Genomic DNA, 25,991 nt, shown 5'->3' on the forward strand with positions numbered 1-25,991 from the left:
CCTAATTGGCCCGTATATGCACTACATCTCCGACAGTAATCTGGCTGCCATTTTCAAGTGTGAGCGCTCCGGATCGTGCAACTGAGACCGCGACTGACTCTATTCGGTCACCGCTCGGCAATTCAATGGAAACTGGTTTGCCGATTGTGGCACTTCGATCAATATATTCCTGGATCAAGGACACATCACCGCGATCCCATCGTTGCAAATATAAGGACATATTTTTCAGAAACGAAACGAGTAGTTCTTCTCTGCTTGTTCCGGTAAATCCTTCAAGCACTAGGGACGTCGCATTTGATACTGGAAGCTCCTCCTGAGTTGCAAAGAAGTTGAGGCCAATGCCCACTACCACCCCAGGACCATTTTCAGAATCTACCCGTTCGGCAAGAATTCCTCCAACCTTACGATCATTTAGCAAAATATCATTGGGCCATTTAAGTAAGGGCTTCGTAGTGGAAGTAATTGTTAGAACATCTTCCATCGATTTGCAAAGTGCTTGGCCCGCAAGCAGTGGAAGCCACCCCAATTCAACTTTTTCCTTGCCTAGAGTTATGAAGAAGGAAAAAAGCAAGGCGGTGCCTGGCTGCGCCACAAAACTTCGATCGAGTCTTCCGCGACCGGCGCTTTGAAATTCAGTTACCAGGACCTCGCCATGTGTAACCTCGTTCTTGCGAACCGCTGTCGTTAAATCAGTCTGAGTGGAACCAGTGATATCAACCACGCTTACCCGCCAGTAACTGTCTTCTAATGCGGAATTTAATTTCGAAGAGTCGAGTGGGATACCGAAAGGGCTCATGCCTAGTACCGTAGGGGTATGAGCCGTGATCTGCATACAACAGCGGGAAAAATCCAAGACCTGCGCGACCGATTGACTGATGCAGTCCATGCTGGGTCAGAGCGGGCGATCGAAAAGCAACACGCCAAAGGGAAGATGACCGCGCGCGAGCGCATCGCCAAACTCGTAGACGCGGGATCCTTTACCGAACTCGATGAGTTTGCCCGCCACCGCTCGACCAATTTCGGGATGGATAAGAACCGTCCCTACGGCGATGGGGTTGTAACCGGCTACGGCACCATTGATGGGCGAAACGTGGCCATCTACTCCCAAGATTTCACTGTCATGGGTGGCAGTCTCGGAGAAGTATTCGGCGAAAAGATCGTAAAAATTGCAGAACACGCGTTGAAGACGGGGATTCCCCTCGTTGGAATCGTCGACTCGGGAGGTGCTCGAATACAGGAGGGTGTCGCCTCTCTGAGCGGCTATGGCAAGATTTTTAGGCTTAACGCCCGCTCCTCTGGCGTGATCCCGCAGATTTCCATCATCCTCGGACCTAGTGCCGGAGGCGCTGCATACTCACCCGCGCTGACTGACTTCACGGTGATGGTGAACCAAACTTCCCACATGTTTATTACCGGACCAGATGTCATCAAGACTGTGACGGGCGAAGAAGTTGGCATGGAAGAACTCGGTGGAGCGCATACTCATAACGTCCGTACTGGCAATTCTCACTACCTGGCCGAAAATGAAGAAGATGCTCTGGATTATGTAAAAGCGCTACTCTCCTATTTGCCGAGCAATAACGTTGATGGTGCGCCGATTCTCGAACCAACTGAAACGCTGGAGCATAAAACCACAGACGCTGCGCTTGATTCCCTCATCCCAGATAGCCCGAACCAGCCGTATGACATGAAAGTTCTTGTCCAGGCATTGCTTGATGAGAATGAATTCCTAGAAGTGCATGCACTTTTTGCCCCAAACATCATCGTTGGCTTCGGGCGAGTTGAAGGTCATACCGTTGGAATCATCGCCAGTCAGCCACTTCAACTCGCTGGCACCTTGGACATCGATTCAAGTGAAAAGGCCGCACGCTTTCTTAGATTCTGTGACGCTTTTAGCATTCCAATTATCACACTCGTTGATGTTCCAGGATTCTTGCCCGGAACAGAGCAAGAATGGAACGGCATTCTTCGCAGAGGGGCAAAGTTGCTGTACGCCTACGGCGAAGCCTCCGTGCCTCTTATTACATTGATTACCCGCAAGGCCTATGGCGGTGCATTTATCGTGATGGGTTCTAAGCACATGGGAGCGGATCTCAACCTTGCTTGGCCAAGTGCCGAAATTGCCGTGATGGGCGCACAAGGTGCAGTAAATATTCTTTACCGTAAGGAATTGGCAGAGGCCAAGGATGCAGTCGCCCTTCGCGCCGAATTAGTCAATGACTACAACGAAACTCTGGCAAACCCCTACTTGGCAGCGGATCGTGGCTTTATTGATGCGGTGATTGAGCCAAACCAGACCCGCGAATATATTACAAAGGCCCTTCGAGCTCTGCGGAATAAACGTGATGTGCTTCCTCCACGTAAACACGGAAATATTCCTCTGTGATCCGATACACGATCACTTCGGGTACTCCTACTCCTGAGGAATTGATTGCTCTAGAAGTTGCGCTCAAAACTCATCGTGATTCCAGGCCCAAGAAGAAAGTATTAAAGAGCACTTGGGGCGAGCCGCAACTTCGTCAACCGCTTCCAAGGAAAGTATAAATGCTTTCAATCATTCTTGCCTCAGCATCTCCATCTCGTAAGCGACTTCTCGAAGCCGCGGGCATTAAGCCAACGATTGTGGTCAGCAACGTCTTCGAAGAAGATCCCATCTATGAGTCAATGCCTCCGCGTGAGATGGTGATCGCATTGGCCATCGTCAAAGCACACACAGTTCGGGAAGTCATTTCCGTGTCCGGACTTATCATTGCTTGTGACTCTACTTTTGAATTTGAAGGAGAATCTTTAGGTAAGCCGCTCACACCTGAGGTGGCACGCGAACGTTCGAGAAAGCTCAGCGGAAAATCGGGACTCTTACATACAGGTCATTGCATTATTGACACAGAACGCGAGATCGAAATTTCCGATATTGCTACTACCAAGGTGAATTTCTCTGAACTCACGGATTTGGAAATAGACGACTATGTGGCCTCTGGAGAACCACTGGGAGTAGCGGGAGGATTCACTTTGGATGGTTTGAGCAGCGCATTTATTTCCAGCATAGAAGGCGACTACACCAACGTAATCGGACTTTCAATTCCCCTCGTTCGTAAAATGACGACACAGTTGGGCTATACCTGGCACGATGTAACCAACCAACCTGATGAGGTTCAAAAATGAAGAGCGTATTGATTGCCAACCGTGGCGAGATCGCAGTACGGATTATTCGTGCGTGCAAAGACCACGGAATCAAAAGTATCGCCATCTACTCCGATGAGGATCGAGGTGCGATCCATGCGATCTCAGCAGACGCTTCCTACTCTCTTAACGGTCTAACCGCGGCGCAAACTTACCTTGATATTGAAAAAATCATCGCCATCGCTCGTGAATCTGGAGCAGAAGCGGTTCATCCTGGGTATGGCTTCCTCTCGGAAAATGCCAATTTCGCTCAAGCTGTCTTAGACGCTGGTTTGGTCTGGATCGGTCCATCACCGGATGCCATTCGCTTGCTCGGCGACAAAGTCTCTGCAAGAAAAATCGCCGCAAAAGTTGGCGCACCTTTGGTTGCAGGAACCGCGGATCCAGTAGATGGTCACGAACAGGTAACTGCGTTTGCAAAAGAACACGGACTTCCAGTGGCAATTAAAGCCGCCCACGGCGGTGGCGGTCGCGGCTTAAAAGTCGCCCGCACCATGGAGGAAATACCCGAACTCTTTGATTCTGCCGTACGCGAGGCAATAGCGGGCTTTGGTCGCGGCGAGTGTTTCGTCGAAAGATATCTGGACCGGCCTCGTCACGTCGAAACTCAAGTACTTGTCGATTCTTTTGGCCATGCCGTTGTGATTAGCTCGCGGGATTGTTCACTTCAGCGTCGTCACCAAAAATTAGTTGAAGAAGCGCCCGCACCATTTCTGACGGATGAGCAAAATGCCGAGCTATACCGATCGAGCAAAGCAATCATGAAGGAGGCTGGGTACGTCGGTGCGGGGACATGCGAATTCTTGGTGGGCCTTGATGGCACCATCTCCTTTCTCGAAGTCAACACCCGCCTTCAAGTAGAGCATCCGGTGAGTGAGGAAGTAACCGGGATTGATTTAGTGCGCGAACAATTCCGTATCGCCATGGGCGAGCCACTCGGATTCGATGATCCCATCGTCCGCGGGCACTCTTTGGAATTTCGTATTAATGGTGAAGACCCGGGACGATCTTTCCTTCCGGCACCCGGCCGCATTACAGAGTGGAGAGTTCCCTCTGGGCCAGGAGTTCGGGTTGATGCAGGATTTAAGAGTGGCGACATGATTGGCGGAAATTTCGATTCACTACTCGCTAAATTAATTGTGACAGGGAGTTCTCGTAAGCAGGCCATCGAACGTGCGCGCAGAGCACTAGATGAATTCCATGTCGGTGGCCTGGCCACGGCGCTTCCATTCCACCGCGCAATTCTTCAGGACAGAGCATTCACGGATGATTTCTCTGTCTACACAAGTTATATCGAAACCGAATTCATCAACGAGATTCCTGAATTCAATAAACACACAGTTCACGTACCTACTCATGCGGCTGCCGAACACCTCGTCGCGGAAGTAAATGGGCATCGCTTTGACGTCATTCTCCATGCACCCGAACCCATTCATAAGCGCCATCGTGCGAAACAAGGAATGAGTGGATTAGTGACCGGCGACGGCCTCACCAGTCCCATGCAAGGGACCGTCGTGAAGATTGCTGCAGGTGAAGGCGACTTCGTTGAGATGGGAGATCTAGTGATTGTTCTTGAAGCAATGAAAATGGAGCAACCACTCATGGCCCACAAGTCAGGAATCATCACCAACCTTGTTGCAATTATCGGAGAAAACGTTTCAAACGGAGCCATTCTCTGTGACATTATTGACGCATGAGCCAGAACGATTTGAAAGATCTTTATAGCGATCCCATTGGGACAGCTACCGTGGCGGCACGTGAGATTGCTGCGATAACGGGGTTACAAAAGCATGACGTAGCCCTCGTGATGGGTTCGGGATGGATCGATGCTTGCGATGCCCTCGGAACTCCAGCGCACGAATTCGACGCACACGATGTTGCCGGTTTCCTTCGTCCTTCAGTTGTTGGCCACTCTGGAAAGATTCGCTCGTACGAATTAGAGGGCAACCACGGACCGCTCAACGCACTCGTTTTCCTCGGAAGAACTCACCTGTACGAAGGCAAGGGTCTGGAACCAGTCGTTCATTCGGTGAGAACGGCTGTTAAAGCCGGTTGCTCGATCGTGATTCTCACAAATGCTTGCGGTGCGATTAACACCACATTCCGAGTCGGCCAACCAGTGCTCATCCGCGATCACATCTCCTTGACCGCTACCAGCCCTCTGATTGGTGCGGATTTCGTAGATCTCACAGACCTGTACAGCAAGCGAATTCGCGAAATTGTAAGAAGAGAGGATCCTTCTCTAGAAGAAGGTGTCTACGTTCACTGGCGCGGGCCAGCGTATGAAACCCCCGCCGAGATCCACATGATGCGTACGATTGGTGCGGATCTTGTTGGGATGTCCACCGTCCCCGAAGCCATTGCCGCTCACGCCCTCGGCGCTGCGGTATTGGGAATCTCACTGGTCACGAATGCGGCAGCCGGGATAACCGGGGAGAAACTTAATCACAAAGAGGTAATCGAAGCTGGCAAGGAAGCGGCGGGTCGAATGGGAGCTCTTCTCAAGGCTGTTATCCCAAAACTACTCTAGAGCCATGAGTTCTGAGCATGCTGAATTAATCGCTGAGGTAGAAGAATGGATCGCAGATGATCCTGATCCATCGACAGCCAAGCGACTTCGCGAATTACTCGACGCAAAGAATTTTGAGCAACTAAAAAAACACTTTTCAGGCTTTCTACAATTTGGAACAGCAGGACTGCGTGGCCCGATCGGACCTGGGCCATCATCAATGAATCGGGCAGTCGTTGGTCGCGCTGCAGCGGGACTTGCCAACTTCATGAAAGAACATGGTCTTACGAGCGTCGTCATCGGGCGCGATGCGCGGCATGGCTCGGAAGATTTTACTTTTGAAAGCGCAGAAATCATGAGTGGGGCGGGGATGAAAGTCTTTGTACTCCCCCGACCTCTTCCAACTCCGGTGCTGGCTTTCGCAGTCAAAAACCTGGGAGTGGATGTGGGGGTCATGGTGACTGCCAGCCATAACCCACCGCAGGACAATGGCTACAAGGTTTATCTGGGCGGGACAATCGATGGAATTGATTACCGGGCATCGCAAATAGTTCCCCCCACGGATATTGAGATTTCGCGCGAGATTTCCCTCATTACATCGCTCGCCTCCCAACCTCGATGCAAAGATTGGGAGATTGTTAATGAATCCGTAGTTCATTCATACGTATCAAGAACTGCCGCGCTTGTCTCTCGCCCCAGTGATCTTAAAGTTGTTTACACAGCAATGCATGGAGTCGGAACAGAGACCCTGCAACATGTCTTTCACAAAGCCGGCTACGCGTCGCCCATCCTCGTCCAATCCCAGTCAGCACCTGACCCTGACTTTCCGACGGTCCCCTTTCCAAATCCCGAAGAACCTGGCGCAATAGACCTGGCTTTGGAAACGGCTCGAAATTTCGGAGCAGACCTTGTCATTGCCAACGACCCCGATGCGGATAGATGCGCAGCCGCAGTTAATGACCCTGCACAGGGTTGGAGAATGCTGCGCGGAGATGAATTGGGCGCGCTCCTTGGCGAATACATCGCATCTAAGTCTTCAGGTGGCATTCTTGCCAACTCGATTGTCTCCTCCTCAATCCTAAAGAAGATCGCAACGTATTATTCAATGGAGTATCGAGAGACACTTACTGGATTCAAATGGTTAGCAAAAATCAAGGGACTCACCTTTGGATATGAAGAGGCAATTGGTTATTGCGTAGATTCGGAGACGGTAAACGATAAAGATGGAATATCGGCTGCTCTGGTTCTAACTCAACTCGCTTCAGAACTGAAAAGAGATGGTCGAACACTCTTGGATCTATTGAATGAAATTTGGATTCGATATGGTTATCACGGAACTGAACAAATTTCGGTAAGAGTTGACGACATGGCCCAGATCGCGACCGTTCTCAATTCGTTGCGAAGTAATCCACCAGAGAGTATCGCGAATTATCAAGTCCTAAGCATGGACGACCTGATGAAACCGAAGGACAAATTGCCACCCACGGATGGACTGCGTTTCTGGCTCAAAAAAGATATACGAGTGATTATCCGCCCTAGTGGCACCGAGGCGAAAATGAAGTGCTACCTAGAAGTTATTACAGATAAAGGTGCAGAAGAGGCTCAGAAAATTCTTAATCAACTGCGCGCTCCACTCTCAAATCTCCTCATTTCAGGCGCCGCTGGCAGGGAAGGTAGAGTGATTCAGTGAAGTTCTACGGATTAATTGATGGAAGTGAAAGTTCAATGCTGCACTTCCTCAATGCCTTACCTGGTGTCGATCAAACTGGAGCGGAAGCTCGGGCGGCCATGCTCGCGACGCGAAGCATTAAAACTTCTGCAAAAAATTTCGCAATCGATCTGGCTATTTCCATGGTCGACCTCACCACTCTGGAAGGCGCCGATACGCCAGAGAAAGTAAGAGCGCTCTGCGCAAAGGCAGTCCGGCCGGATCCGACTGATTTGTCAGTCCCACATGTTGGCGCAATATGCGTCTATAACGACATGGTCTCGATTGCACGAACACAATTGGATCTCATCGGCGGAAAGGACATTCCTGTCGCTGCCGTTGCAACGGCGTTTCCATCCGGGCGCGCATCAATGGCGGTTAAGATTCAGGATACAGAAGATGCCATAGCGGCCGGTGCCGGAGAGATCGACATGGTGATCGATCGTGGCGCCTTTCTATCGGGTCGGTACATGGATGTCTTCCAAGAGATCATTGCGATTCGGGAGATATGCGGAGATCGTGCGCACTTGAAAGTAATCTTGGAAACGGGCGAACTTGTCACCTATGACAACGTGCGCAAAGCCTCCTTCCTTGCGATGCTTGCCGGGGCTGACTTCATCAAAACTTCTACTGGGAAAGTGGCGCCCGCCGCGACTGCGCCCGTTGTTCTCGTCATGCTTGAAGCAGTGAGAGATTTCTACCAGATGACGCAGCACCGAATCGGCGTGAAGCCTGCCGGCGGAATTCGCAATACCAAAGATGCCATCAAGCAACTGGTCCTTGTTAACGAGACCGCCGGACCGGAGTGGCTAACGCCCTCTCTATTCCGAATCGGCGCAAGCGCACTTCTCAACGATTTGCTCATGCAAAGAATGAAGATGCGAACCGGCTTTTACACCAGTCCAAATTATGTGACGATTGATTAAGGCAGGATAAAGATGACCACCTTCGAATATGCGCCGGCCCTTGAATCGCGATCTATCGTCACGATCGACCCTGAATACGGGCACTTCATCAATGGCGCTTTCACGCCCGGAAAGAACCATTTTCCAACTCTCGATCCTTCCAGCGAGGAAGTTTTGAGTCAGATTGCTCTGGGTGGAGCCGACGAGGTCGATGCAGCAGTGGATGCGGCGCGGATCGCTTATGAAGCAATCTGGTCAAAGATGAGTGGGAAAGATCGGGGTAAGTATCTCTACCGAATCGCGCGAATTATGCAGGAGCGAGCTCGCGAATTTGCAGTACTTGAGACCTTAGACAACGGCAAACCGATTCGTGAATCACGCGATATCGATGTGCCATTAGCGGCTGCCCACTTCTTCTATCACGCCGGGTGGGCGGACAAGTTAGATTACGCAGGGCTTGGTCCTTCTCCTCATCCGCACGGGGTGGCCGGCCAGATCATTCCCTGGAATTTTCCGCTACTCATGCTCGCGTGGAAAATTGCACCCGCCCTCGCCGCTGGAAATACAGTGGTTCTAAAGCCAGCAGAAACAACCTCACTGACTGCACTTCTCTTTGCGCAAGTCTGCCAACAAGCTGAACTTCCTGCAGGGGTTGTAAATATTGTCACCGGCAACGGCAAGACGGGTGCCGCTCTCGTGAATCATCCAGGCATCGACAAGATTGCCTTTACTGGTTCTACTGAAGTGGGCAAATCAATCGCGCGCGCGATCGCTTCCACTTCCGTTAAGGCAACCCTCGAACTCGGAGGTAAAGCAGCCAATATTGTTTTCGATGATGCCCCACTCGATGAATGTGTTGAAGGGATCGTCAATGGTATTTTCTTCAATCAAGGACATGTCTGTTGCGCAGGATCTCGCTTGCTTCTTCAAGAGAACATTGCGGATGAAGTACTCACAAAACTCAAATTGCGTATGGAAAAAATTCGAGTCGGCGATCCCCTCGACAAGAACACAGACCTCGGAGCCATTAACTCACGCGAGCAACTGGGCAAGATTGAAGAGTTGAGCGCAGCGGGCGATTCAGAAGGTGCCCAGCGATGGAGTCCTGCATGTTCGCTTCCGGAAACCGGCTACTGGTTCCCACCCACAATTTTCACGGGTGTCACTCAAGCTCACCGCATCGCCCAAGAGGAAATATTTGGACCAGTCCTCTCAGTCCTTACCTTCCGCACTCCTGCTGAAGCCATAGAGAAGGCCAATAACACGCCTTATGGGCTCTCCGCAGGCATCTGGAGCGAGAAAGGGTCGCGAATTCTCTGGGCGGCGCAGCGGCTCAAAGCGGGTGTCATTTGGGCAAATACCTTCAATAAATTCGATCCGGCCAGTCCTTTTGGTGGGTACAAAGAATCTGGGTGGGGTCGCGAGGGCGGGCGCCATGGTCTGACTGCTTATCTCAAGAGCATGGAAGTAGGTGGCGAAAATGAGTGATCGTCTGGAAGTGAAGAAGACGTACAAACTATTTATTGGTGGTGCCTTCCCGCGCAGTGAATCAGGGCGAACCTATGAAGTTCACTCGAGCGAGGGTACTTTCGTTGCAAACCCGTGCCTTGCCTCACGCAAAGATTTGCGTGATTCAGTACTCGCCGCCAGGTCGGCGCAAGACGGTTGGTCAAGTGCAACGGCGTATAACCGGGGACAAATTCTTTATCGGATTGCAGAGATGCTAGAGGGGCGAAGCGATCAATTCGCGGCAGAGATTTCTCTTCTAGATGGCATCTCCGTCAACGCGGCTTTGCAGGAAGTTCATGCCGCGATCGATCGTTGGGTTTGGTATGCCGGCTGGAGTGACAAATTGGGCTCGATCGCCGGTGCGACAAATCCAGTATCCGGACCTTTCTACAACTTCACTATCCCCGAGGCCATCGGTGTAGTCGGCGCGATCGCTCCAGAGTCAGGAAGTCTCATCGGACTAGTGGATGCGATCGCTCCAGTGATTGTTTCTGGAAATACCGTCATTGCACTGGCTAGCACCCGCGCCCCTTTGTCCGCCATCACCTTCGCTGAAGTCCTTGCAACAAGTGACCTTCCAAACGGTGTGTGCAATATTCTCACCGGCAAAAAAGAAGAACTTGCGCCTTGGTTTGCCTCGCACATGGATATTGACGCTCTCGATGTGAGTGGTATCGATGATCCATCACTCGTTGCCGACATGAAGATAGCCGGCGCTCAGAACCTCAAGCGATTCCATGCATTTAGTGCTCAGCAATCACCACAACGAATTCTTGCCTTCATGGAATCCAAGACGATTTGGCATCCCATTGGGGTCTAGTACTTATTCTGAAGCAATAGCGGCGTAAGCAGGTTTAACCACATTTTCGATAATGGCTAACCGCTCTTCAAAGGGAATAAAGGCACTTTTTAGGGCATTTATTGTGACTCGCTGTAAATCTTGAAAAGTCCAGTCGAAAGCCTCGACCAATTGAGACATTTCTTTTGTCATCGAAGTTTGACTCATCAAACGATTATCCGTGTTAACGGTGACACGAAAACGCATCTCTCCGAGTTTGCCAATGGGATGTTCCTTGATCGATTTTGCCGCACCGGTTTGCAGATTGGAGGTTGGGCACAGTTCCAATGGGACTCGACGATCGCGAATATAGGAGGCGAGCCGGCCGAGCCGTGGCTCGGAACCTGAAAGGTCGATGTCATCCATGATGTGCACTCCATGTCCAAGTCGCTCGGCCCCACATAGTTGGATCGCTTCCCAAATGGATGGAAGTCCGTAGGCCTCACCCGCATGAATGGTGAAATGCGCGTTCTCTCTGCGCAAGTATTCAAAAGTCTCTTGCTGATCACTTGGCGGATATCCATCTTCCGGGCCAGCGATGTCAAAACCTGCTACACCCGCATCACGGTACTTAACAACAAGTTCTGCTACTTCTTGGGATTTATCATTTTGGCGCATTCCACAGAGAATGGAGACGACGCGAATCTCAAATCCTTCTTTTCGCGCTTCGGCCTCACCTAGTCGATAACCTTCGAGAGTAGATTCGACGACATCAGCCATCGTCAATCCTTTTTCCGTAAACAATTCTGGGGCTCCACGTACTTCTGCATAAACGACGCCGTCTCTTGCTAAATCAACAACGCATTCGCGCGCGACTCGTACGATGTCTTGCGGCCGCTGCATCACTGCAATTGTGTGACTAAAAGTCTCGAGGTACCTGACTAGGGAGCCAGAGTCGCACGATTCGTGAAACCACGTCGCCAATTCTTCAGCATCCGTTGTTGGAAGGGCGGTGTATCCAATCTCGCCGGCAATATCAATAATCGTTTGCGGACGTAATCCGCCATCCAGGTGATCGTGCAGGAGCGCTTTCGGCAATCTCTTAATCTGCTCTGGCGTTGGAATCCTTGCCATCTCGCTCATTTTTGTATTCTCTCCACGATTAAAGGTAGTCGTTTTACTTCACCATTAGGAATAATCGTTATGCATCCCTCAAGAATCTCAAGAGCGCGAGCGAAGCGTTCGGGTTCATCCGTGTGAAGAGTCATGAGGGGTTGACCAATCTTGATCGCATCTCCTGGTTTGGCATGAAGTTGGACCCCAGCGCCGGCTTGCACTTTCTCGCCCTGCCTCGAACGCCCTGCGCCCAGTCGCCACGCGGCCACTCCCACCTGCATGGCGTCCATGCCGACCATGCGACCCTGTGCAGTTGCAAGGAGTTGGTGTTTCTCGCGCGCCCAAGGCAGGGGTGCATCAGGATCGCCATCTTGCGCTTTAATCATCCGCCGCCAGACATCCATGGCACTTCCGTCCCGCAGGGCAGTTTCCGGATCTTTCCCAACAATTCCTGCCGCACTGATCATCTCGCGGGCAAGGATCAAGGTAAGTTCGACCACATCGGCAGGTCCACCACCTGAGAGCACCTCGACTGATTCACGAACCTCCAATGCATTCCCGACCGTGAGACCAAGTGGAACATCCATGGCGGTGACAAGTGCGCGAGTGGTAACTCCGGCATTTTCACCGAGCTCGACCATGGTGCGTGCCAAAATCCCAGCTTGCTGTGGGTCACTCATAAATGCACCACTGCCAGTCTTCACATCCAGAACAAGCGCCGAGGTTCCTTCTGCAATCTTCTTACTCATAATGGAAGAGGCGATCAGTGGAATTGCCTCAACCGTTGCGGTGACATCGCGGAGTGCATAAAGTTTTTTATCGGCAGGAGCAAGCCCTGGGCCCGCCGCACAAATAACTGCCCCGCACTCTCTCAATACTGAAAGCATTTCTTCGTTGGACAGGGCAGCGCGCCAACCGGGTATCGACTCCAATTTATCGAGAGTTCCTCCTGTGTGTGCGAGCCCTCGTCCAGAAAGTTGGGGTACTGCACCTCCACACGCCGCAACCAGAGGTGCGAGTGGAAGAGTAATTTTGTCGCCAACTCCCCCGGTTGAATGCTTATCAGTGGTCGGTCTATCAAGCCCCGACCAATCCATCCTTGACCCGCTATTAATCATCGCCTGGGTCCAGCGCGAGATTTCCCGAGAAGTCATGCCGTTAAGCAGTATCGCCATCAGCAATGCTGACATCTGTTCATCGGCGACTACGCCGTTGGTGTAGGCAGCGATCACCCAATCAATTTGTGCATCACTCAACTCGTGCCGATCACGCTTGGCCGCGATTATTTCGACAGCAGCAAACGGTTCAATCATGACGGCGCGTCATCTCCTCTGGGCCAAAAGCCCAGGGAAGTAATTCTGAGAGCGGGACTGCCTTCTCTTGCGTCATGATGAGAAGTGAGTTACCGCCATGTTCCATCAAGAGTTGGCGACATCGGCCACATGGCATCAAAGCATCTCCATGCGAATCCACACAATAGAGAGCCACTAACTTTCCGCCTCCCGTGAGAATGAGATCTGAAACTAGCCCGCATTCGGCGCAGAGCGTGATTCCATAGCTTGCATTCTCTACATTGCATCCGCTGACAAAGCGTCCATCATTGACTAGGGCTGCGGCGCCGACTGAAAATTTGGAATAGGGTGCGTAGGCTTTCTCCATTGCCGAAGTCGCAAGTGAATGTAAGTGGTTCCAGTCAATTTCCATGCCGGGCGCCATCAGTGCGCGTCTCCTGGTCTATACGGAATTCCATCGGCCGCGGGCGCGCGCACGCGACCTACAAAACCAGAGACCGCAATAATCGTTGCAATATATGGCGCCATCAACATGAATTCAGATGGAATTGGAGTACCAGTGATGGAAAGTACGCCCTGCAGATTGTCCGCAAATCCGAAAATCAAGGCTGCGGCGACTGCGCCTAACGGACTCCAGCGACCGAAGATCAACGCGGCAAGCGCGATAAAGCCTTTACCGGCCGTCATTTCTTTGCCGAACGGACCAACCGCTCCGATCGTGAAATATGCGCCACCGAGTCCAGCGACTGCCCCCGCAAGAATGACATTGCGGAATCGGATTGAGTTCACTTTTATTCCGACGCTCTCGGCCGCGGTGGGGTGTTCACCAACCGCACGCATCCGCAACCCCCACTTAGAACGAAAAAGGCCAACATGAATCAGTGCCACGATGAGATACATCAGGTAGACGATGATCGTCTGCTCGAAAAATATCGGACCAAGTACGGGAATCTTGGAAAGGATCGGAATTCTAATTGGCGAAAGAATTGGTCCGGAGTTCCAGGTGTCTTGGTATGGAATGAGAAGTCGTTTGTAAAGAAAACCAGTCAGACCGATGACAAGAACATTGAGCACAAAACCCAAAATGACCTGATCGATGCCGAATCGGATGGCGAAGACAGCTAATAGGTATGAAATCATCGCACCAGCAAATGGTGCGATGAGCAATCCCATCATCGTGTTCTGCGTCAAACTCGCGAGCACCCCTGATGCAAAAGCACCGGCGAGCAGTTGTCCTTCGATGGCAATATTGATGACACCAGAGCGCTCGCAGAGCACTCCAGCCATCGCTCCAAATACAAGTGGGACCGCAAGGAGCAGACCGCCTTGAAGCAGACCAGTAAAAGGAATGAACTTCCCACTTGCTGCCCAGCAGAGAAAAGACATCAAGAATGAGAACCCGAAAATGGCACTAGCGAAACGAATCGTCTTACGCGCCCGGAACTGCAAGTAAGCCAGGATCGTTGCCGCAAGCGCGAGGATTGCAAAACCAAGTGATCCGGTCTTTGAACTCACTACCCACTCATGGAAGAAGACCCACTCTCGATCCATCACAAAACCGAAAGTGACTTTCTCATTCTGCTTGGGAATGATGACAAAGCTGAGAAAAGCCCCGATTGCAAGGGCAAACATCGTGATGACCCCACGACGGCGACGGCGCTCTGGCGCGGATAAGGAGAGCACTTCAACTTGAGTCATCAGCCGTTCCATCCTTTAGAAACCACACCAGTACCGGTCTGCAACTCTTTAATTCGGAAGATCCCCTTTATGAGAGCCGGTGCAGCAATGAAGAGCACCACCAGTGCTTGAATGACGAGCACGAGGTCAATCGGCGTCTCGGTATTGGCCTGCATGGTCAATCCGCCGGCGCGAAGTCCACCGAAGAGAAGGGCCGCGAAAACTGTGCCGATCGGATTTGCTCGACCAAGCAGTGCAACTGTGATGGCATCAAAACCGAAACTTCCTCCTGCCCCAGCGGTGAGAGCGTATTCACTTCCAAGGATTTGAACCGCCCCGCCAAGTCCAGCCAGTGCACCGGCAATAACCATCACCATTGTCGTAACTAATGGGACAGATATGCCGGCGGTTTTTGCAGCTGCTGCATTCGCCCCAACTGCGCGGAATCTAAAGCCCCACGTGCTTCGATTGAGCAACCACCAAATCCCCGCGGCTGCGGCTAGCGCTATGAGCAGACCCGCATTTACTCGCAAACTTTCCCCAGCAAGGTGAGGCAGTTGCGCATTCTGCTTAACTGGCGGAGCAATCGGATCCTGTCGGCCCGGCCGTAAGAATGGAGTTGTGCTGAGAAGCCAGAGAAGAAAATAACTTGCGACATAGTTGAGCATGATGGTGACAATTACCTCATGGGCACCAGTTTTGGCTTTCAATAACCCGACAAAGCCACCCCATAATCCCGCGAAGAGCATCGCGGTGAGTACTGCTGCGATTGCGTGAATCCCAACCGGAAGGTCGGCTTTGAATCCCACCACAGAGGCTCCAATAGCACCGAAAATAAACTGTCCCTGTGCGCCGATATTGAAAAGGCCCGCTTTAAACGCGAGAGCAACTGAAAGCCCAGTCAGTATCAGTGGAGATGCAGAGACCAGAGTTTCAGAGAGCGGATATAGGCCGTTAAAGAAATTGGGATGCGCAAGATTCGGATCATAAATTGCGCCCTCAAAGAGAGCCCGGTACGCCCTACCCGCCGCCGTCACTGCTGCATTGAGAAAGGTGAGCGGCGATTTGGCCAATTTCAACACATTCGGATCAGAGAATGCGATGAGCAATCCGCTGACGAATAGCGCGGATAGGAAGGCGAGCCCTGGCAGAGCGATGGTTCGTAGTGCCTTTTTCGCTAACCCTCGCATCTAGGCGCTCTTCTCATCTGGGTGGACGCCCGCCATTAACAGGCCAAGATCCTCACGTGAAGTAGTGGCGGGAACTATGGCGATAATCTCGCCGCGATACATCACCGCAATGCGATCCGCGAGGTCGCTCACCTCATCCAACTCAGTACTAAAAATCAGAACAGCGCGACCCGAATCTCTCTCAGCGACAATTCGCTGGTGGACGAATTCAATCGACCCGACATCAAGACCCCGGGTTGGCTGAGAAGCAACCACCAATTTCACCGGACGGGAGAGTTCGCGGGCTAAAACTACTTTCTGTTTATTTCCTCCTGACAACGATGAAGCCGGATCTTGAATACTCTGGAGTCGTACATCAAATTCTTTTACTCGTAATTCTGCCTCACGAGCAACGACGCTCGGCGAAAGCGACAGCCCCTTGGCATATGGAGGCATATCATGCAGATCAAGGATGAGATTCTCCGCGACAGAGAAGGACGAGATCAACCCATCCAATTCACGAGACTCAGGAACGTAAGCAATACCCGCACGGAGCGTCTCCCGTACTGATGCAGCGGTGATGTCCTTCCCATCTAGGAGAATTTTCCCTTCGACAAATTCTTGCAGCCCCACGATCGCCTCAGCTAGTTCGCTCTGACCATTCCCCTGGACTCCGGCCACCGCCACAATTTCGCCGGCATGCACCTCAAAAGAGATGTTCTTCACCAACCGACGACCGGTGATATCCCGAACATTCAAGTTAGAAACCGTGAGCACCGGCGCTCCTGGAGAGACGGCTTTCTTGTAAACATCCAATGAGATCGGACGGCCAACCATCATTGAGGCGAGTTCTTCTTGTGATTCATCGGGCGACGGCGTACCGACGACCTTGCCGCGACGGATAACTGTGATTTTGTCTGCCGCTTCCTGGACTTCACGAAGTTTGTGAGTAATGAAAACTATCGACGTGCCCTTATCTCGAAGAATCTTCATATTTCTCAATAGTTCATCCGTCTCCTGCGGAGTGAGAACAGCCGTTGGTTCATCCAGGATTAAAACTTTCGCTTCGTAAATCAAGGCTCTAATGATCTCCACTCTCTGTTGAATTCCAACGGGGAGATTCTCCACGAGTGCATCCGGATCGACATCAAAATTGAATTCCTTTGAGACCCGACGGATCTCTTCCTTGGCTTTGTCGAGTTCCAATATTCCGAATTTATTGGTCTTCTCGTGTCCAAGCACAATGTTTTCGGCAACAGTGAAAACTGGAATCAACATGAAATGTTGGTGAACCATTCCAATACCTGCCGCAAGAGCATCGCTGGGACTTGAGATGAAAATCTCTTTTCCATCAACCAGAATGGTGCCTGAGTCCGGCTTGAGCAGACCGTACACAACGTTCATGAGTGTGGATTTTCCTGCACCATTCTCGCCAAGAATTGCGTGAATTTCACCGTCGGCTACTTTGAGATCAATTCCGTCATTTGCGATGAGTGGTCCAAAACTCTTCGTGATCGCGCGAAGTTCAAGTGACATACGGTCAATCTACCGTCTAAATGCATTAAGGCAAAGAAAGGCGGAGCGGGTCTTTGCAGACTCGCTCCGCCTTCGCCTCAAAATATGAATCCTAATTCACAGCAAGATTCACATGAAGATTTACTTCCTGACTAGTCGACCTTAACTTTTCCAGTCTTGATCGCGATGCCAAGTTGGCGAACTTCATTTTGAAGTTTGCCAGCAACCTTCTTTGCCAAGTCATGATATGAAGCCAGGTAGGTTCCTCGATTGGCCAATGTTCCCATGTAGCCCTTGGAAGTGAACTTGCCAGTTGCAACATCCTTGATGACAGCCGATACGGAAGTGTCGACACCCTTGACAACAGAGGTCAAAAGTACTGACCGATATTGAGGGGCTTGGACGAATCCATCAGAGTCAACCCAGATAGTCACTGACTTCTTACCAGTCATTGACTGTCCTGCAGTTGCTCCACCTAGTCCACCGGCAACTGGGAAGATTACATCTGCACCCTGTTGCTCGAAGTTCTTAGATATCTGCAATGCCTTGGCCTGATCAGAGAATCCACCTACGAATGTTCCGTCCTTCTTGACGGTATCCCAGCCAAGTGCAACAACACTCTTGCCCTTAACTTTGTTGTAATAGGCAACTCCCTTTGCGAAGCCGTCCATAAAAATTGTAACTGGTGGAATATTAAGTCCGCCGTATGTCGCAACTTTTCCTGTCTTAGAGAAACCTGCTGCGAGATAGCCAGCCTGGAAGGCAGATTGGTTGGTTGCAAACTGAACACCCTTCAGGTTTGCGAAAGAATCTCCTGGCCACTTATCGAAATTTGGACCATGATCGAAGCCATCTTGATCGATGATTGCAAACTTTGTACCAGCGTTTGCCTTTGCAGCAGCAACAATCGCATCATTAATCAAGAAGCCAACGCCGATGATGACATTGCATCCTTCATCAACCAACTTCTTGATGTTCGGTGCATAGTCAGCATCCGACTGTGCCGCAAGGTACTTAACCGAAACCGAGCCTGAAGCGGCCTTCTGGGCCCCGCGCCATGCTGAGGCGTTGAATGACTTGTCATCCACGCCGCCAGTGTCGAGAGCTAGACAGGCTTTTACTTTGGTTGCAGCAGTGGCGATGGGAGCCACGGTTATGCCAACTGCCAATGTGGTAGCCGCTAAAAGGGCACCATAACGCAATGACTTTTTCAATGTTCCTCCAAAAACCCCATATCTTTTGTGGGGATTGATTGGGTCTAACCCTAGTACGGCAAAAGGAAATAGCCCATAAAATACCGAGAATTAACCCTCATCCAATGTAACAACTTGGTAAAGATTTTCCCCTATTTGGAAAGTTTTCCCGCCTTGAGGGCGGCCAGGTAGATAGATTTGCGATACTTTGCCAGACTTGCAGACCAGAGCGAGATTTCAATACCGCCGTTCTGGATTCCGTACTTGCGTCCATAAATGCCAAGTTTCGGATCCAGAACGTCAGCCACTGAGCGCCCCGCGACGCTTTCAGAAATAAAATCTACAATCGCCTTGTCCACACGTTTCATCACAGATGCCAGTATGTATTTCTTTGTGCCAGAGGTCAGGGTTACGTATTGGTCTGGTTCTACGACGATCAAGCCCGCATTCGCACCATCCTTATTCGCGCTAACGATTGCGTCGAGCACATCGGAATCCGAACCCGTAGTGGTCAGGAAAATTACATCAGCGCCTCCTGCGACCATCGCAGCAGCTGCCGCACCCCAAGAATCCTTTGAATATTTGATACCAAAGGTCAAACCCTTTTTAGTGGCGCGGGCGCCCGCCAGAAAACCTACTTCATACTTTTTTGATTGTGTTGAACTTCCAACCAGACCGATACGATCAGTTTTGGTCGCATATGCCGCGGCAACACCCGCAAGATAACCACCCTGGTCTTCTGCAAAAATAAGTGACGCAACATTGACAAGGTCAACGGTTGCATCATTCACCATAGCAAATTGATGGTTTGGATAAAGTTGTGCAACCTCCTTGATGGCAGCCGCGTATCCGCCCCCGACGGCGATTACCGGTCCCGCACCCATGGCAATAAGGTTCTTAAGCCTTAGTACCCGATCAGATTCTGAACCAGTTGTGACGGTGGCGGCGACTTGAATTTGAAAACGTTTCTTTGCCAAAGCAATTCCCTCGGCAACAGCATCGTTGAAAGCATGATCACCCGGTCCGCCAATTTCATAGGCAATGCCAATCCGGAGGATGTGGGTAGCCTGGGACGTAGTTGCAAGGGTCGTCACGCTCAGTGCAAAAACGATCAGCGAAAGCGCGAAGACGCGAAATTTCATCTCACTAGACCCATATTTCTATAGGTATCTTCCAGCGTTTTCTCTGCCACGATACGCGCCTTAGCGGCACCCTCATGCAGAATTGCTAGGAGTCCAGGCTCATCGTCCAGCAGGTCCAAGGCGCGCTGGCGGATGGGGCTAAGGAATTCAACAACAACATCAGCGACTGCGGTTTTGAAATCTCCATAACCTTTGCCCTCGAACTCCATTTCGACTTCGGCAATCGAGCGACCCGAAATCGCGGAGTGGATTGTGATCAGATTGCTTATCCCTGGCTTCTCTTTCTCATCAAAGCGCACTTCACGACCCGTGTCCGTGACTGCACTCTTTATTTTCTTGGCATTAACTTCGGGTGGATCCATAATCTCAATAACACCCTGCTTCGAAGCAGCGGATTTACTCATCCTGGCGAGTGGATTCTGCAGATCGTTAATCTTTGCACCACTTTTAAGAATGTACGCTTCTGGAAGTTGAAATGTCTGACCAAAACGAGAATTGAAGCGTCCTGCCAAATCCCGCGTAAGTTCGATGTGCTGACGTTGATCCTCTCCAACAGGTACATGATGTGCTTGATAGAGCAGAATGTCAGCGGCTTGCAACATCGGATATGTGAAGAGTCCGACGACAGTTCGGTCGGTTCCGTTCTTGGATGATTTGTCTTTGAATTGTGTCATGCGACTAGCTTCACCGAATCCGGCAAGACACTCCATGACCCAACCCAACTGATTGTGTTGGACCACGTGGGATTGTAGAAAGAAAGTGCACTTCGTTGGGTCGATGCCGATCGCAATAAGTTGCGCAGCCGATCGCAGAGTTCTTTCGTAAAGTACCGCGGGGTCAGTCTCAACAGTAAGGGCGTGCAAATCAGCGATGCAGTAGAAAGCATCGTGATCATTTTGGAACTCCACCCATTGTCGAACCGCACCAAGGTAATTTCCTAGATGAAATGATTCACTCGTGGGTTGAATGCCAGATAAGACTCTTTTGCGCGTCATGCGCCTTATTCTCCCACGTCTGAGGGAATCGGTGAGATCAATAAGGTTCCTGCGCGGTTGCCTTCCATGGTGAGCACTGTGATCCGCGCCGCATCTATATCCGCTACATCGTTGATTTTTGGAATATGACCGAGAAAATGCATCACAAGACCACTCGCGGTCTCGTATGGGCCCTCAGCAATCTCTAACCCAGTCAACTCCTGTAGATCCTCAATGGAAATAAGACCATCCACCTCAAAATCTCCGGTGCGAGATTTTCGCCCCGACTCCGTTTCATCGGTGTCGTACTCATCTTGAATATCTCCGATTAGACATTCGACGAGATCCTCCATAGTCACAATGCCATCGGTTCCACCATATTCATCCAGAACGATGGCAAGGTGTTGATGCTGCAGACGCATCTCGGTGAGAGCGGGCAAAACTCCTTTTGTCCCAGGCAAGAACATAATTGGGCGGACCAACTCTTGAATCTTCTCGCCGCTACCAGCCAAAGAGGTATCGAGAAGATCTCGAACATGTATAAACCCTATAACCTCATCGCTAGATCCACGGACAACCGGGTAACGCGAATGCGCGCGGTCGACCGCGAGCGCGATCGCCTTTCCGACGGTGAGTGACCCGTCAAGAAACTCCACTTCGGTCCGATGGACCATAACTTCATGGACCTGACGATCACTTGCATTGAACACTTCCTCAACAATGTCTCGCTCTTCATCCGTCAAGGCAGCGTGCCCGGCAACGAGATCGAGCAATTCCTCCTCCGACATTTGGTCCCGCTGCTCCTCCGGATCAACTCCAAAGATTCGCACAATGAGATTGGTGGAATGGGAAAGTAACCAGATAACCGGGCGGAAAAACATCGCCACAACATCAATAATTGGTGCCGCCCCCAGAGCGATTGTCTCCGTGCGGAAAAGCGCCAGTCTCTTTGGAACCAACTCCCCAAAGACGAGGGAGAAATAGGCGATGATCAGCGTAAGACCCACGAGAGATATGGCATTGCTCCAACCCTGGGAAAAACCTCGTTCCTGCAGCCACGGTTGGACGTAACTACCAATGCGTTCGGCACCCAGGGCAGCCGAGAGAAATCCGCAGACCGTAACCCCCACTTGGACTGCAGCCAGAAAGCGGTTGGGATTGGCTGTCAGCGCGGCGACCCGGCGCCCCCGCTTCCCCTTGAGCGCCATCTGTCGGACTTGGCTCTCTCTCAATGAGATGAGCGCGATCTCAGCCGCGACGAAGAGGGATCCGAGGAGGATGAAGAAGGCCACAACCCCAATATCGGTGAAGAGTCCCTGGACCGAGCGGCCTGAGGATGCGAGGTTCATGAGTGAAAGCGTATCGGGGTTCAGGTGCCCACTTCCCTAAATCCTCGTCCATGCCGTAGCCTCACGGCAGCGCTGGAGTTCTGTCTGCGGCGCCGACTTCGGCTACTTCTTGGGAATCCTCGAGGGTAGGCGAGGTGCCTTCATCCAACGGACCGTCGGGCACGTACCTGCCCGGAGAAGGAGTCATGTCATGGCCTCTGTCGTATTCGACAAAGCAACACGTATCTATCCCGGAACAACCGCCCCCGCAGTCGACAAATTAGACCTCGTCGTTAATGACGGCGAGTTTCTCGTTCTTGTCGGACCATCAGGTTGCGGCAAGTCAACCTCACTTCGCATGTTGGCCGGACTGGAAGAAATCGATAACGGACGCATTCTTATTGGCGACCGCGATGTAACAAATGTGGCCCCGAAGGATCGCGATATTGCAATGGTCTTCCAATCATATGCGCTCTACCCACACATGACCGTTTCGGAGAATATGGGCTTCGCACTCAAGATTGCCGGAACCCCCAAGGAAGAACGTGAGCGTCGAGTTCTTGAGGCGGCAAAACTTCTCGATCTTGTGCCCTACCTAGAGCGCAAGCCAAAAGCTCTATCAGGTGGACAACGTCAGCGCGTTGCCATGGGTCGCGCCATTGTCCGCGAACCACAGGTCTTCTTGATGGACGAACCACTCTCCAACCTTGACGCAAAATTGCGCGTAGCCACACGTACACAGATTGCCGCACTACAACGTCGCCTCGGAATCACCACCGTCTATGTAACCCACGACCAAGTTGAAGCCATGACAATGGGCGACCGCGTTGCTGTTCTCAAGGATGGCCTCTTGCAACAGGTTGATACACCTCGAAATCTTTATGACAATCCTGCCAACGCATTTGTTGCCGGGTTCATTGGCTCTCCCGCGATGAACTTGCTGACTGCTCCAGTTGTTGGCGGAGTGGCCAAGTTGGGAGCTCTCTCCATTCCAGTTCCAACAAGTGCCGGCAACGTCGTAACAGTTGGAATTCGCCCCGAAGGATTCACTCCTGCAGCGGATGGATTTCATGTTCTGGTTGAGGTTGTTGAAGAACTTGGTGCCGATGCATTTGTTTACGGCAAACCAGCCGATCCAACCGTGAAGTTTGCAAACGCAACCGATGAGGGCGCTCAAGTAATTGTCCGCTGGGATCCTAAGAATCCACCAAAACCAGGTTCAACGATCTCCGTCGTTGCAAATCCATCAGGAATTCACCTCTTCGATGCAGCAACAGGTGAGCGCCTCAAGTAACGTGCATTAAGAAAACTGCCCTCAATCGCTGTGATCGAGGGCAGTTTTTATTTCTCCGAGGTCTTCTTTTTCTCTTCACAAGCAAGCTATTTGCACACTGAGAGTTCGCTTCACATTCCAACTAGTTAAACACTTCTACAGTCACGGCGTCCCAAAGTCTGCTCCCTCGAGAGTTCAACCGATCCGTCATCGGACCAATTGAACTCATGATTTCCTCACGACCGTGAGGAAATTCGAGGAAGGAGGCCGTTATGGATATTCACAGTTGGCTTACTCTCATCGTAAGCGTGGTTCGTATTGTTTTTCTAGTAATAGAAAGACATCGAACGCGCCATGGTGGTGGTAAAACCAACAACGAGTCCTAACAAGGGACGGCCACCTCGAGGTTTTGCCTCGAGGTGGTTCTATTTTTACACCCACTTTGTAATTACTTCAATGACAAATGAGGTGAAAAATCATTTATTTAAAAGAAATGACTTCGCTGTAATCAATTGGGTCTTTTCTGTAACTCTGCGTAATGAACTGAACCCCTTCGGTCGGGACTCTTAATTGCGTCTCCAACTTCTGGGTTTCAGTTCAAACTCGGGGCCCTTCCAATTTGTGCGTTCAGCATCTTGGGCAACCCCGCTAGTCATTAATGCAACCCTATGAAGACCATTCATTCGTTACTCCGAGTGACCTAAATTTCTGTCATACTTTGACTCACGCTGGATTGGCAGGCAAAGAGACTCGGTCACCTACCGGGTCTCTTTGCTTTTCCTCAACGTGCAACCCTTCGCACGCGCCTACGAATTTGTTATGGTGACCCCTAATGAACACCGTTATTGATCGTCTCCTCGCTGCCCTTAATGCGCATAATCTTGAAGCCATCGTTGCCTGTTATGACCCAAAAGCCACGATCGAAGATGGCAGTGACCGAGTTCTTGCCAACGGCCACCTGGGGATTCGCAACCATACTGGCCCAATGTTCGAGACCTATCCAGCACTTCACGTAGAACCACTGGGACGATGGGAAGTTGGATCATTCGTTGCACAAAAAGAACAGGTGACTGGAAGGACAACAGAGCCAGAGCGCCACATTGCTGTCTATCAACTGAATAACGGACTTATCGTGCGAGAACGACTTCTGCGCTAAGTTCGCGTTCACTGTCTTGGGCAATCCAACTAGTCGTTAATACACCCCCATTGGTCAATGCAACTTGTTCGGACGCAAGGCTAAAGGTCGCTATGGACCCAGTACACGAAGTTCGCCATCTGAGGCCGTTCTTCCCATCCATTCTTCGTGTAAAAGCCTCGTTCATACGACTCTCGATGTTTGCCATTCAGGAGCGAAAGCCGAATAGCACCACGTGTCTTGGCCTCCCCCACCAGGTGATCCAAGAAGGCTCTACCGAGGCCTTGACCGCGAGCGTCAGATTGGAGAAAGAGTTCGGATACATAGCCCTCAGGTCCAGACATGAATAAATTGGTCAGCCAGTGAACATTGCTGTACCCCAGCACGTCTCCTTCTTTCGTAATGGCAACCAGCGTTGTGCTCATCGGACTCTCCACCAGCAGATGGAGGTGCTCTCGCACTAGAAGTTCGACATCATTGATTGAAAGGTCTCGCAAGGAGGAAAACCAACCGATGGCCTTGAGCAACTTGGCAATTTGGGATGCGTCATCTTCGGTTGCTGCACGCAATGTGTAGTCGGGAGGTTTCTCGCTCATGAAGATTAAGGTAGCAGTCGTTGTCTTGAACAAGCCGACCATTTTCCGTTGTTAATAGTCTAAAGAAAACGCGCAAAAATAGACCATCCTTAACGCGAGCCCAGTCCGGCCAAGTTGGGCAACCCCACTAATCGTTATTACAACCCCTTGCAGGGAAACATTCTGGTGCCAATTAACAAATCTCAAGAGCCCCTAGGCGCGATGTCATGAAGTTTGCAATAGCCGATGATTGCGTTATCCAAGACTTTCGTGAGACTTGTTCGCCACTCTTCTCCAACGAATTCCGAAGGGTCTGTCGCTTGTGCGATTTCGGCAAAGGATCGGAAAGTTCGAATGAAGGTTGACCGCTCATAAGCAGGTGCCCCCATTGACCACTGAAAAAAAGCGCCTGTCCAAGCCCGATCCATCGGTGGGACGAGGTCGGGTAGCAAGTGATGAAGTGTCTTTGTGCCTGGAACGATGAGAGATACGTTCTGCACCACCGCTAGACGTTCAATTAGTCGCCAAAGCCGCATAGCGGTGAGGGATATGTCGAGCTCTGGGTCATCTAGACGAAGGTGTTCAAAATTAGCAATTTCCTCACCGCAGTCACTTAAACGGTCACGGAATTCAGGCAGAGACACCAGTCGAGAGGCTCGTTTGCCAATTCCCCAGGCGTACAACGTCTGATGAAAGCCACGAAGAAAAACTTCATCCTCAATTGCATCGCGCACGCTTGTGAAGGATCGTCGCCCGTCGATGGTCGCGCGATGCAGGGAGTACTGGCCGGTGCGAGTGAAAGGTAATTGTTGGTCGTAAGTTTCAAGGCAAATAGCAAATTCATCGATAACGCCTGCAACTCGGCGCTCCATCTCGTTGACACCTTTGACATTCGAATGCGAGGCGCGCGTCTGAGCAAAGGGGCGTGGCACTTTCGTTGATCGGGGCTCAACTTCAGGCACTGCGATGCCGAGGCGATATACGCCATGACTCACTCTCACTAACGGTCGACC

General features: G+C 51.2%; 24 protein-coding genes. 11 read left to right on the top strand and 13 right to left on the bottom strand.

Features of this window, described 5'->3' with window-relative positions; genetic code table 11:
* Nucleotide 1: 1 nt before the first annotated feature.
* A complete protein-coding gene (locus VMW30_00340) occupies nt 2-796 on the bottom strand; it encodes a biotin--[acetyl-CoA-carboxylase] ligase (GenBank protein HUW86815.1) in 795 nt (264 codons plus the stop codon).
* An 18-nt stretch (nt 797-814) separates the two neighbouring features.
* Between VMW30_00340 and VMW30_00345 the strand changes: the two genes are divergently transcribed.
* The 9 genes from VMW30_00345 to VMW30_00385 are packed head-to-tail and all read left to right on the top strand — an operon-like array spanning nt 815 to nt 10,631.
* The gene (locus VMW30_00345; protein HUW86816.1) at nt 815-2,386 is read left to right on the top strand and encodes an acyl-CoA carboxylase subunit beta; all 1,572 of its coding nucleotides are present in this window, start codon (nt 815-817) and stop codon (nt 2,384-2,386) included.
* Complete coding sequence (locus tag VMW30_00350; protein ID HUW86817.1) at nt 2,383-2,544, top strand: hypothetical protein; 162 nt, start codon at nt 2,383-2,385, stop codon at nt 2,542-2,544. The genes VMW30_00345 and VMW30_00350 overlap by 4 nt, the downstream gene beginning before the upstream one ends.
* Nucleotides 2,545-3,162: a nucleoside triphosphate pyrophosphatase gene (locus tag VMW30_00355; protein ID HUW86818.1), complete on the top strand. Its 618-nt coding sequence runs from the start codon at nt 2,545-2,547 to the stop codon at nt 3,160-3,162.
* Entirely contained in the window at nt 3,159-4,877 is a 1,719-nt protein-coding gene (locus VMW30_00360; GenBank protein ID HUW86819.1) for a biotin carboxylase N-terminal domain-containing protein, read from the top strand. Before VMW30_00355 ends, VMW30_00360 begins: the two co-directional genes overlap by 4 nt.
* Nucleotides 4,874-5,710, top strand: a complete 837-nt coding sequence (locus VMW30_00365; GenBank protein ID HUW86820.1) for a purine-nucleoside phosphorylase — start codon at nt 4,874-4,876, stop codon at nt 5,708-5,710. The genes VMW30_00360 and VMW30_00365 overlap by 4 nt, the downstream gene beginning before the upstream one ends.
* A 4-nt stretch (nt 5,711-5,714) precedes the next feature.
* Complete coding sequence (locus VMW30_00370) at nt 5,715-7,379, top strand: phospho-sugar mutase (GenBank protein ID HUW86821.1); 1,665 nt, start codon at nt 5,715-5,717, stop codon at nt 7,377-7,379.
* 35 nt (nt 7,380-7,414) lie between these two features.
* On the top strand, nt 7,415-8,323 hold the full coding sequence (gene deoC, locus VMW30_00375) for a deoxyribose-phosphate aldolase (GenBank protein HUW86822.1): 909 nt from the start codon (nt 7,415-7,417) through the stop codon (nt 8,321-8,323).
* Nucleotides 8,324-8,335: 12 nt separating this feature from the next.
* The gene (locus tag VMW30_00380) at nt 8,336-9,790 is read left to right on the top strand and encodes an aldehyde dehydrogenase family protein (GenBank protein HUW86823.1); all 1,455 of its coding nucleotides are present in this window, start codon (nt 8,336-8,338) and stop codon (nt 9,788-9,790) included.
* On the top strand, nt 9,783-10,631 hold the full coding sequence (locus VMW30_00385) for an aldehyde dehydrogenase family protein (GenBank protein ID HUW86824.1): 849 nt from the start codon (nt 9,783-9,785) through the stop codon (nt 10,629-10,631). Before VMW30_00380 ends, VMW30_00385 begins: the two co-directional genes overlap by 8 nt.
* 3 nt (nt 10,632-10,634) lie before the next feature.
* On the opposite strand, the gene VMW30_00390 is transcribed toward VMW30_00385, so the two are convergent.
* The 10 genes from VMW30_00390 to VMW30_00435 all read right to left on the bottom strand — a co-directional run bounded on the left by VMW30_00390 (nt 10,635) and on the right by VMW30_00435 (nt 22,016).
* Nucleotides 10,635-11,732, bottom strand: coding sequence for an adenosine deaminase (locus VMW30_00390; protein HUW86825.1), 1,098 nt, complete (start codon nt 11,730-11,732; stop codon nt 10,635-10,637).
* Complete coding sequence (locus tag VMW30_00395; GenBank protein ID HUW86826.1) at nt 11,729-13,018, bottom strand: thymidine phosphorylase; 1,290 nt, start codon at nt 13,016-13,018, stop codon at nt 11,729-11,731. Before VMW30_00395 ends, VMW30_00390 begins: the two co-directional genes overlap by 4 nt.
* Nucleotides 13,011-13,409, bottom strand: coding sequence for a cytidine deaminase (locus tag VMW30_00400; protein ID HUW86827.1), 399 nt, complete (start codon nt 13,407-13,409; stop codon nt 13,011-13,013). The genes VMW30_00395 and VMW30_00400 overlap by 8 nt, the downstream gene beginning before the upstream one ends.
* A gap of 11 nt (nt 13,410-13,420) precedes the next feature.
* Entirely contained in the window at nt 13,421-14,695 is a 1,275-nt protein-coding gene (locus tag VMW30_00405; GenBank protein ID HUW86828.1) for an ABC transporter permease, read from the bottom strand.
* Nucleotides 14,695-15,864 (bottom strand): ABC transporter permease, encoded by a 1,170-nt coding sequence (locus VMW30_00410; GenBank protein HUW86829.1) that lies wholly within the window; start codon nt 15,862-15,864, stop codon nt 14,695-14,697. The genes VMW30_00405 and VMW30_00410 overlap by 1 nt, the downstream gene beginning before the upstream one ends.
* The gene (locus tag VMW30_00415; protein HUW86830.1) at nt 15,865-17,379 is read right to left on the bottom strand and encodes an ABC transporter ATP-binding protein; all 1,515 of its coding nucleotides are present in this window, start codon (nt 17,377-17,379) and stop codon (nt 15,865-15,867) included.
* 131 nt (nt 17,380-17,510) lie between these two features.
* Nucleotides 17,511-18,572: a BMP family ABC transporter substrate-binding protein gene (locus VMW30_00420; GenBank protein HUW86831.1), complete on the bottom strand. Its 1,062-nt coding sequence runs from the start codon at nt 18,570-18,572 to the stop codon at nt 17,511-17,513.
* Nucleotides 18,573-18,703: 131 nt separating this feature from the next.
* Complete coding sequence (locus VMW30_00425; protein HUW86832.1) at nt 18,704-19,693, bottom strand: BMP family ABC transporter substrate-binding protein; 990 nt, start codon at nt 19,691-19,693, stop codon at nt 18,704-18,706.
* Nucleotides 19,690-20,688 (bottom strand): tryptophan--tRNA ligase, encoded by a 999-nt coding sequence (trpS, locus tag VMW30_00430; protein HUW86833.1) that lies wholly within the window; start codon nt 20,686-20,688, stop codon nt 19,690-19,692. Before trpS ends, VMW30_00425 begins: the two co-directional genes overlap by 4 nt.
* 5 nt (nt 20,689-20,693) lie before the next feature.
* Nucleotides 20,694-22,016 (bottom strand): hemolysin family protein, encoded by a 1,323-nt coding sequence (locus VMW30_00435; GenBank protein ID HUW86834.1) that lies wholly within the window; start codon nt 22,014-22,016, stop codon nt 20,694-20,696.
* Between the two features lie 190 nt (nt 22,017-22,206).
* On the opposite strand from VMW30_00435, the gene ugpC reads away from it, so the two are divergent.
* Nucleotides 22,207-23,289, top strand: coding sequence for a sn-glycerol-3-phosphate ABC transporter ATP-binding protein UgpC (gene ugpC, locus VMW30_00440; GenBank protein HUW86835.1), 1,083 nt, complete (start codon nt 22,207-22,209; stop codon nt 23,287-23,289).
* 811 nt (nt 23,290-24,100) lie between these two features.
* A complete protein-coding gene (locus VMW30_00445; GenBank protein ID HUW86836.1) occupies nt 24,101-24,424 on the top strand; it encodes a nuclear transport factor 2 family protein in 324 nt (107 codons plus the stop codon).
* An 80-nt stretch (nt 24,425-24,504) separates the two neighbouring features.
* Here the strand turns inward: VMW30_00445 and VMW30_00450 are convergent, their stop codons facing one another.
* Entirely contained in the window at nt 24,505-24,999 is a 495-nt protein-coding gene (locus VMW30_00450) for a GNAT family N-acetyltransferase (protein HUW86837.1), read from the bottom strand.
* Nucleotides 25,000-25,181: 182 nt separating this feature from the next.
* Nucleotides 25,182-25,973 carry a hypothetical protein gene (locus tag VMW30_00455; GenBank protein HUW86838.1) on the bottom strand — a complete coding sequence of 264 codons (792 nt, stop codon included), beginning with the start codon at nt 25,971-25,973 and terminating at the stop codon, nt 25,182-25,184.
* Nucleotides 25,974-25,991 lie beyond the last annotated feature (18 nt).

Source organism: Candidatus Paceibacterota bacterium (assembly GCA_035530615.1).
Classification (GTDB): Bacteria; Actinomycetota; Actinomycetes; order Nanopelagicales; family Nanopelagicaceae; genus QYPT01.

Bases quoted from the DNA above. Each gene is read 5' to 3' on its own strand.
- VMW30_00340 (HUW86815.1), bottom strand. From the start codon at position 796: ATGAGCCCTTTCGGTATCCCACTCGACTCTTCGAAATTAAATTCCGCA.
- VMW30_00345 (HUW86816.1), top strand. From the start codon at position 815: ATGAGCCGTGATCTGCATACAACAGCGGGAAAAATCCAAGACCTGCGC.
- VMW30_00355 (HUW86818.1), top strand. From the start codon at position 2,545: ATGCTTTCAATCATTCTTGCCTCAGCATCTCCATCTCGTAAGCGACTT.
- VMW30_00360 (HUW86819.1), top strand. From the start codon at position 3,159: ATGAAGAGCGTATTGATTGCCAACCGTGGCGAGATCGCAGTACGGATT.
- VMW30_00365 (HUW86820.1), top strand. From the start codon at position 4,874: ATGAGCCAGAACGATTTGAAAGATCTTTATAGCGATCCCATTGGGACA.
- VMW30_00370 (HUW86821.1), top strand. From the start codon at position 5,715: ATGAGTTCTGAGCATGCTGAATTAATCGCTGAGGTAGAAGAATGGATC.
- deoC (HUW86822.1), top strand. From the start codon at position 7,415: ATGCTGCACTTCCTCAATGCCTTACCTGGTGTCGATCAAACTGGAGCG.
- VMW30_00380 (HUW86823.1), top strand. From the start codon at position 8,336: ATGACCACCTTCGAATATGCGCCGGCCCTTGAATCGCGATCTATCGTC.
- VMW30_00385 (HUW86824.1), top strand. From the start codon at position 9,783: ATGAGTGATCGTCTGGAAGTGAAGAAGACGTACAAACTATTTATTGGT.
- VMW30_00390 (HUW86825.1), bottom strand. From the start codon at position 11,732: ATGAGCGAGATGGCAAGGATTCCAACGCCAGAGCAGATTAAGAGATTG.
- VMW30_00395 (HUW86826.1), bottom strand. From the start codon at position 13,018: ATGATTGAACCGTTTGCTGCTGTCGAAATAATCGCGGCCAAGCGTGAT.
- VMW30_00400 (HUW86827.1), bottom strand. From the start codon at position 13,409: ATGGAAATTGACTGGAACCACTTACATTCACTTGCGACTTCGGCAATG.
- VMW30_00405 (HUW86828.1), bottom strand. From the start codon at position 14,695: ATGACTCAAGTTGAAGTGCTCTCCTTATCCGCGCCAGAGCGCCGTCGC.
- VMW30_00410 (HUW86829.1), bottom strand. From the start codon at position 15,864: ATGCGAGGGTTAGCGAAAAAGGCACTACGAACCATCGCTCTGCCAGGG.
- VMW30_00415 (HUW86830.1), bottom strand. From the start codon at position 17,379: ATGTCACTTGAACTTCGCGCGATCACGAAGAGTTTTGGACCACTCATC.
- VMW30_00425 (HUW86832.1), bottom strand. From the start codon at position 19,693: ATGAAATTTCGCGTCTTCGCGCTTTCGCTGATCGTTTTTGCACTGAGC.
- trpS (HUW86833.1), bottom strand. From the start codon at position 20,688: ATGACGCGCAAAAGAGTCTTATCTGGCATTCAACCCACGAGTGAATCA.
- VMW30_00435 (HUW86834.1), bottom strand. From the start codon at position 22,016: ATGAACCTCGCATCCTCAGGCCGCTCGGTCCAGGGACTCTTCACCGAT.
- ugpC (HUW86835.1), top strand. From the start codon at position 22,207: ATGGCCTCTGTCGTATTCGACAAAGCAACACGTATCTATCCCGGAACA.
- VMW30_00445 (HUW86836.1), top strand. From the start codon at position 24,101: ATGAACACCGTTATTGATCGTCTCCTCGCTGCCCTTAATGCGCATAAT.
- VMW30_00450 (HUW86837.1), bottom strand. From the start codon at position 24,999: ATGAGCGAGAAACCTCCCGACTACACATTGCGTGCAGCAACCGAAGAT.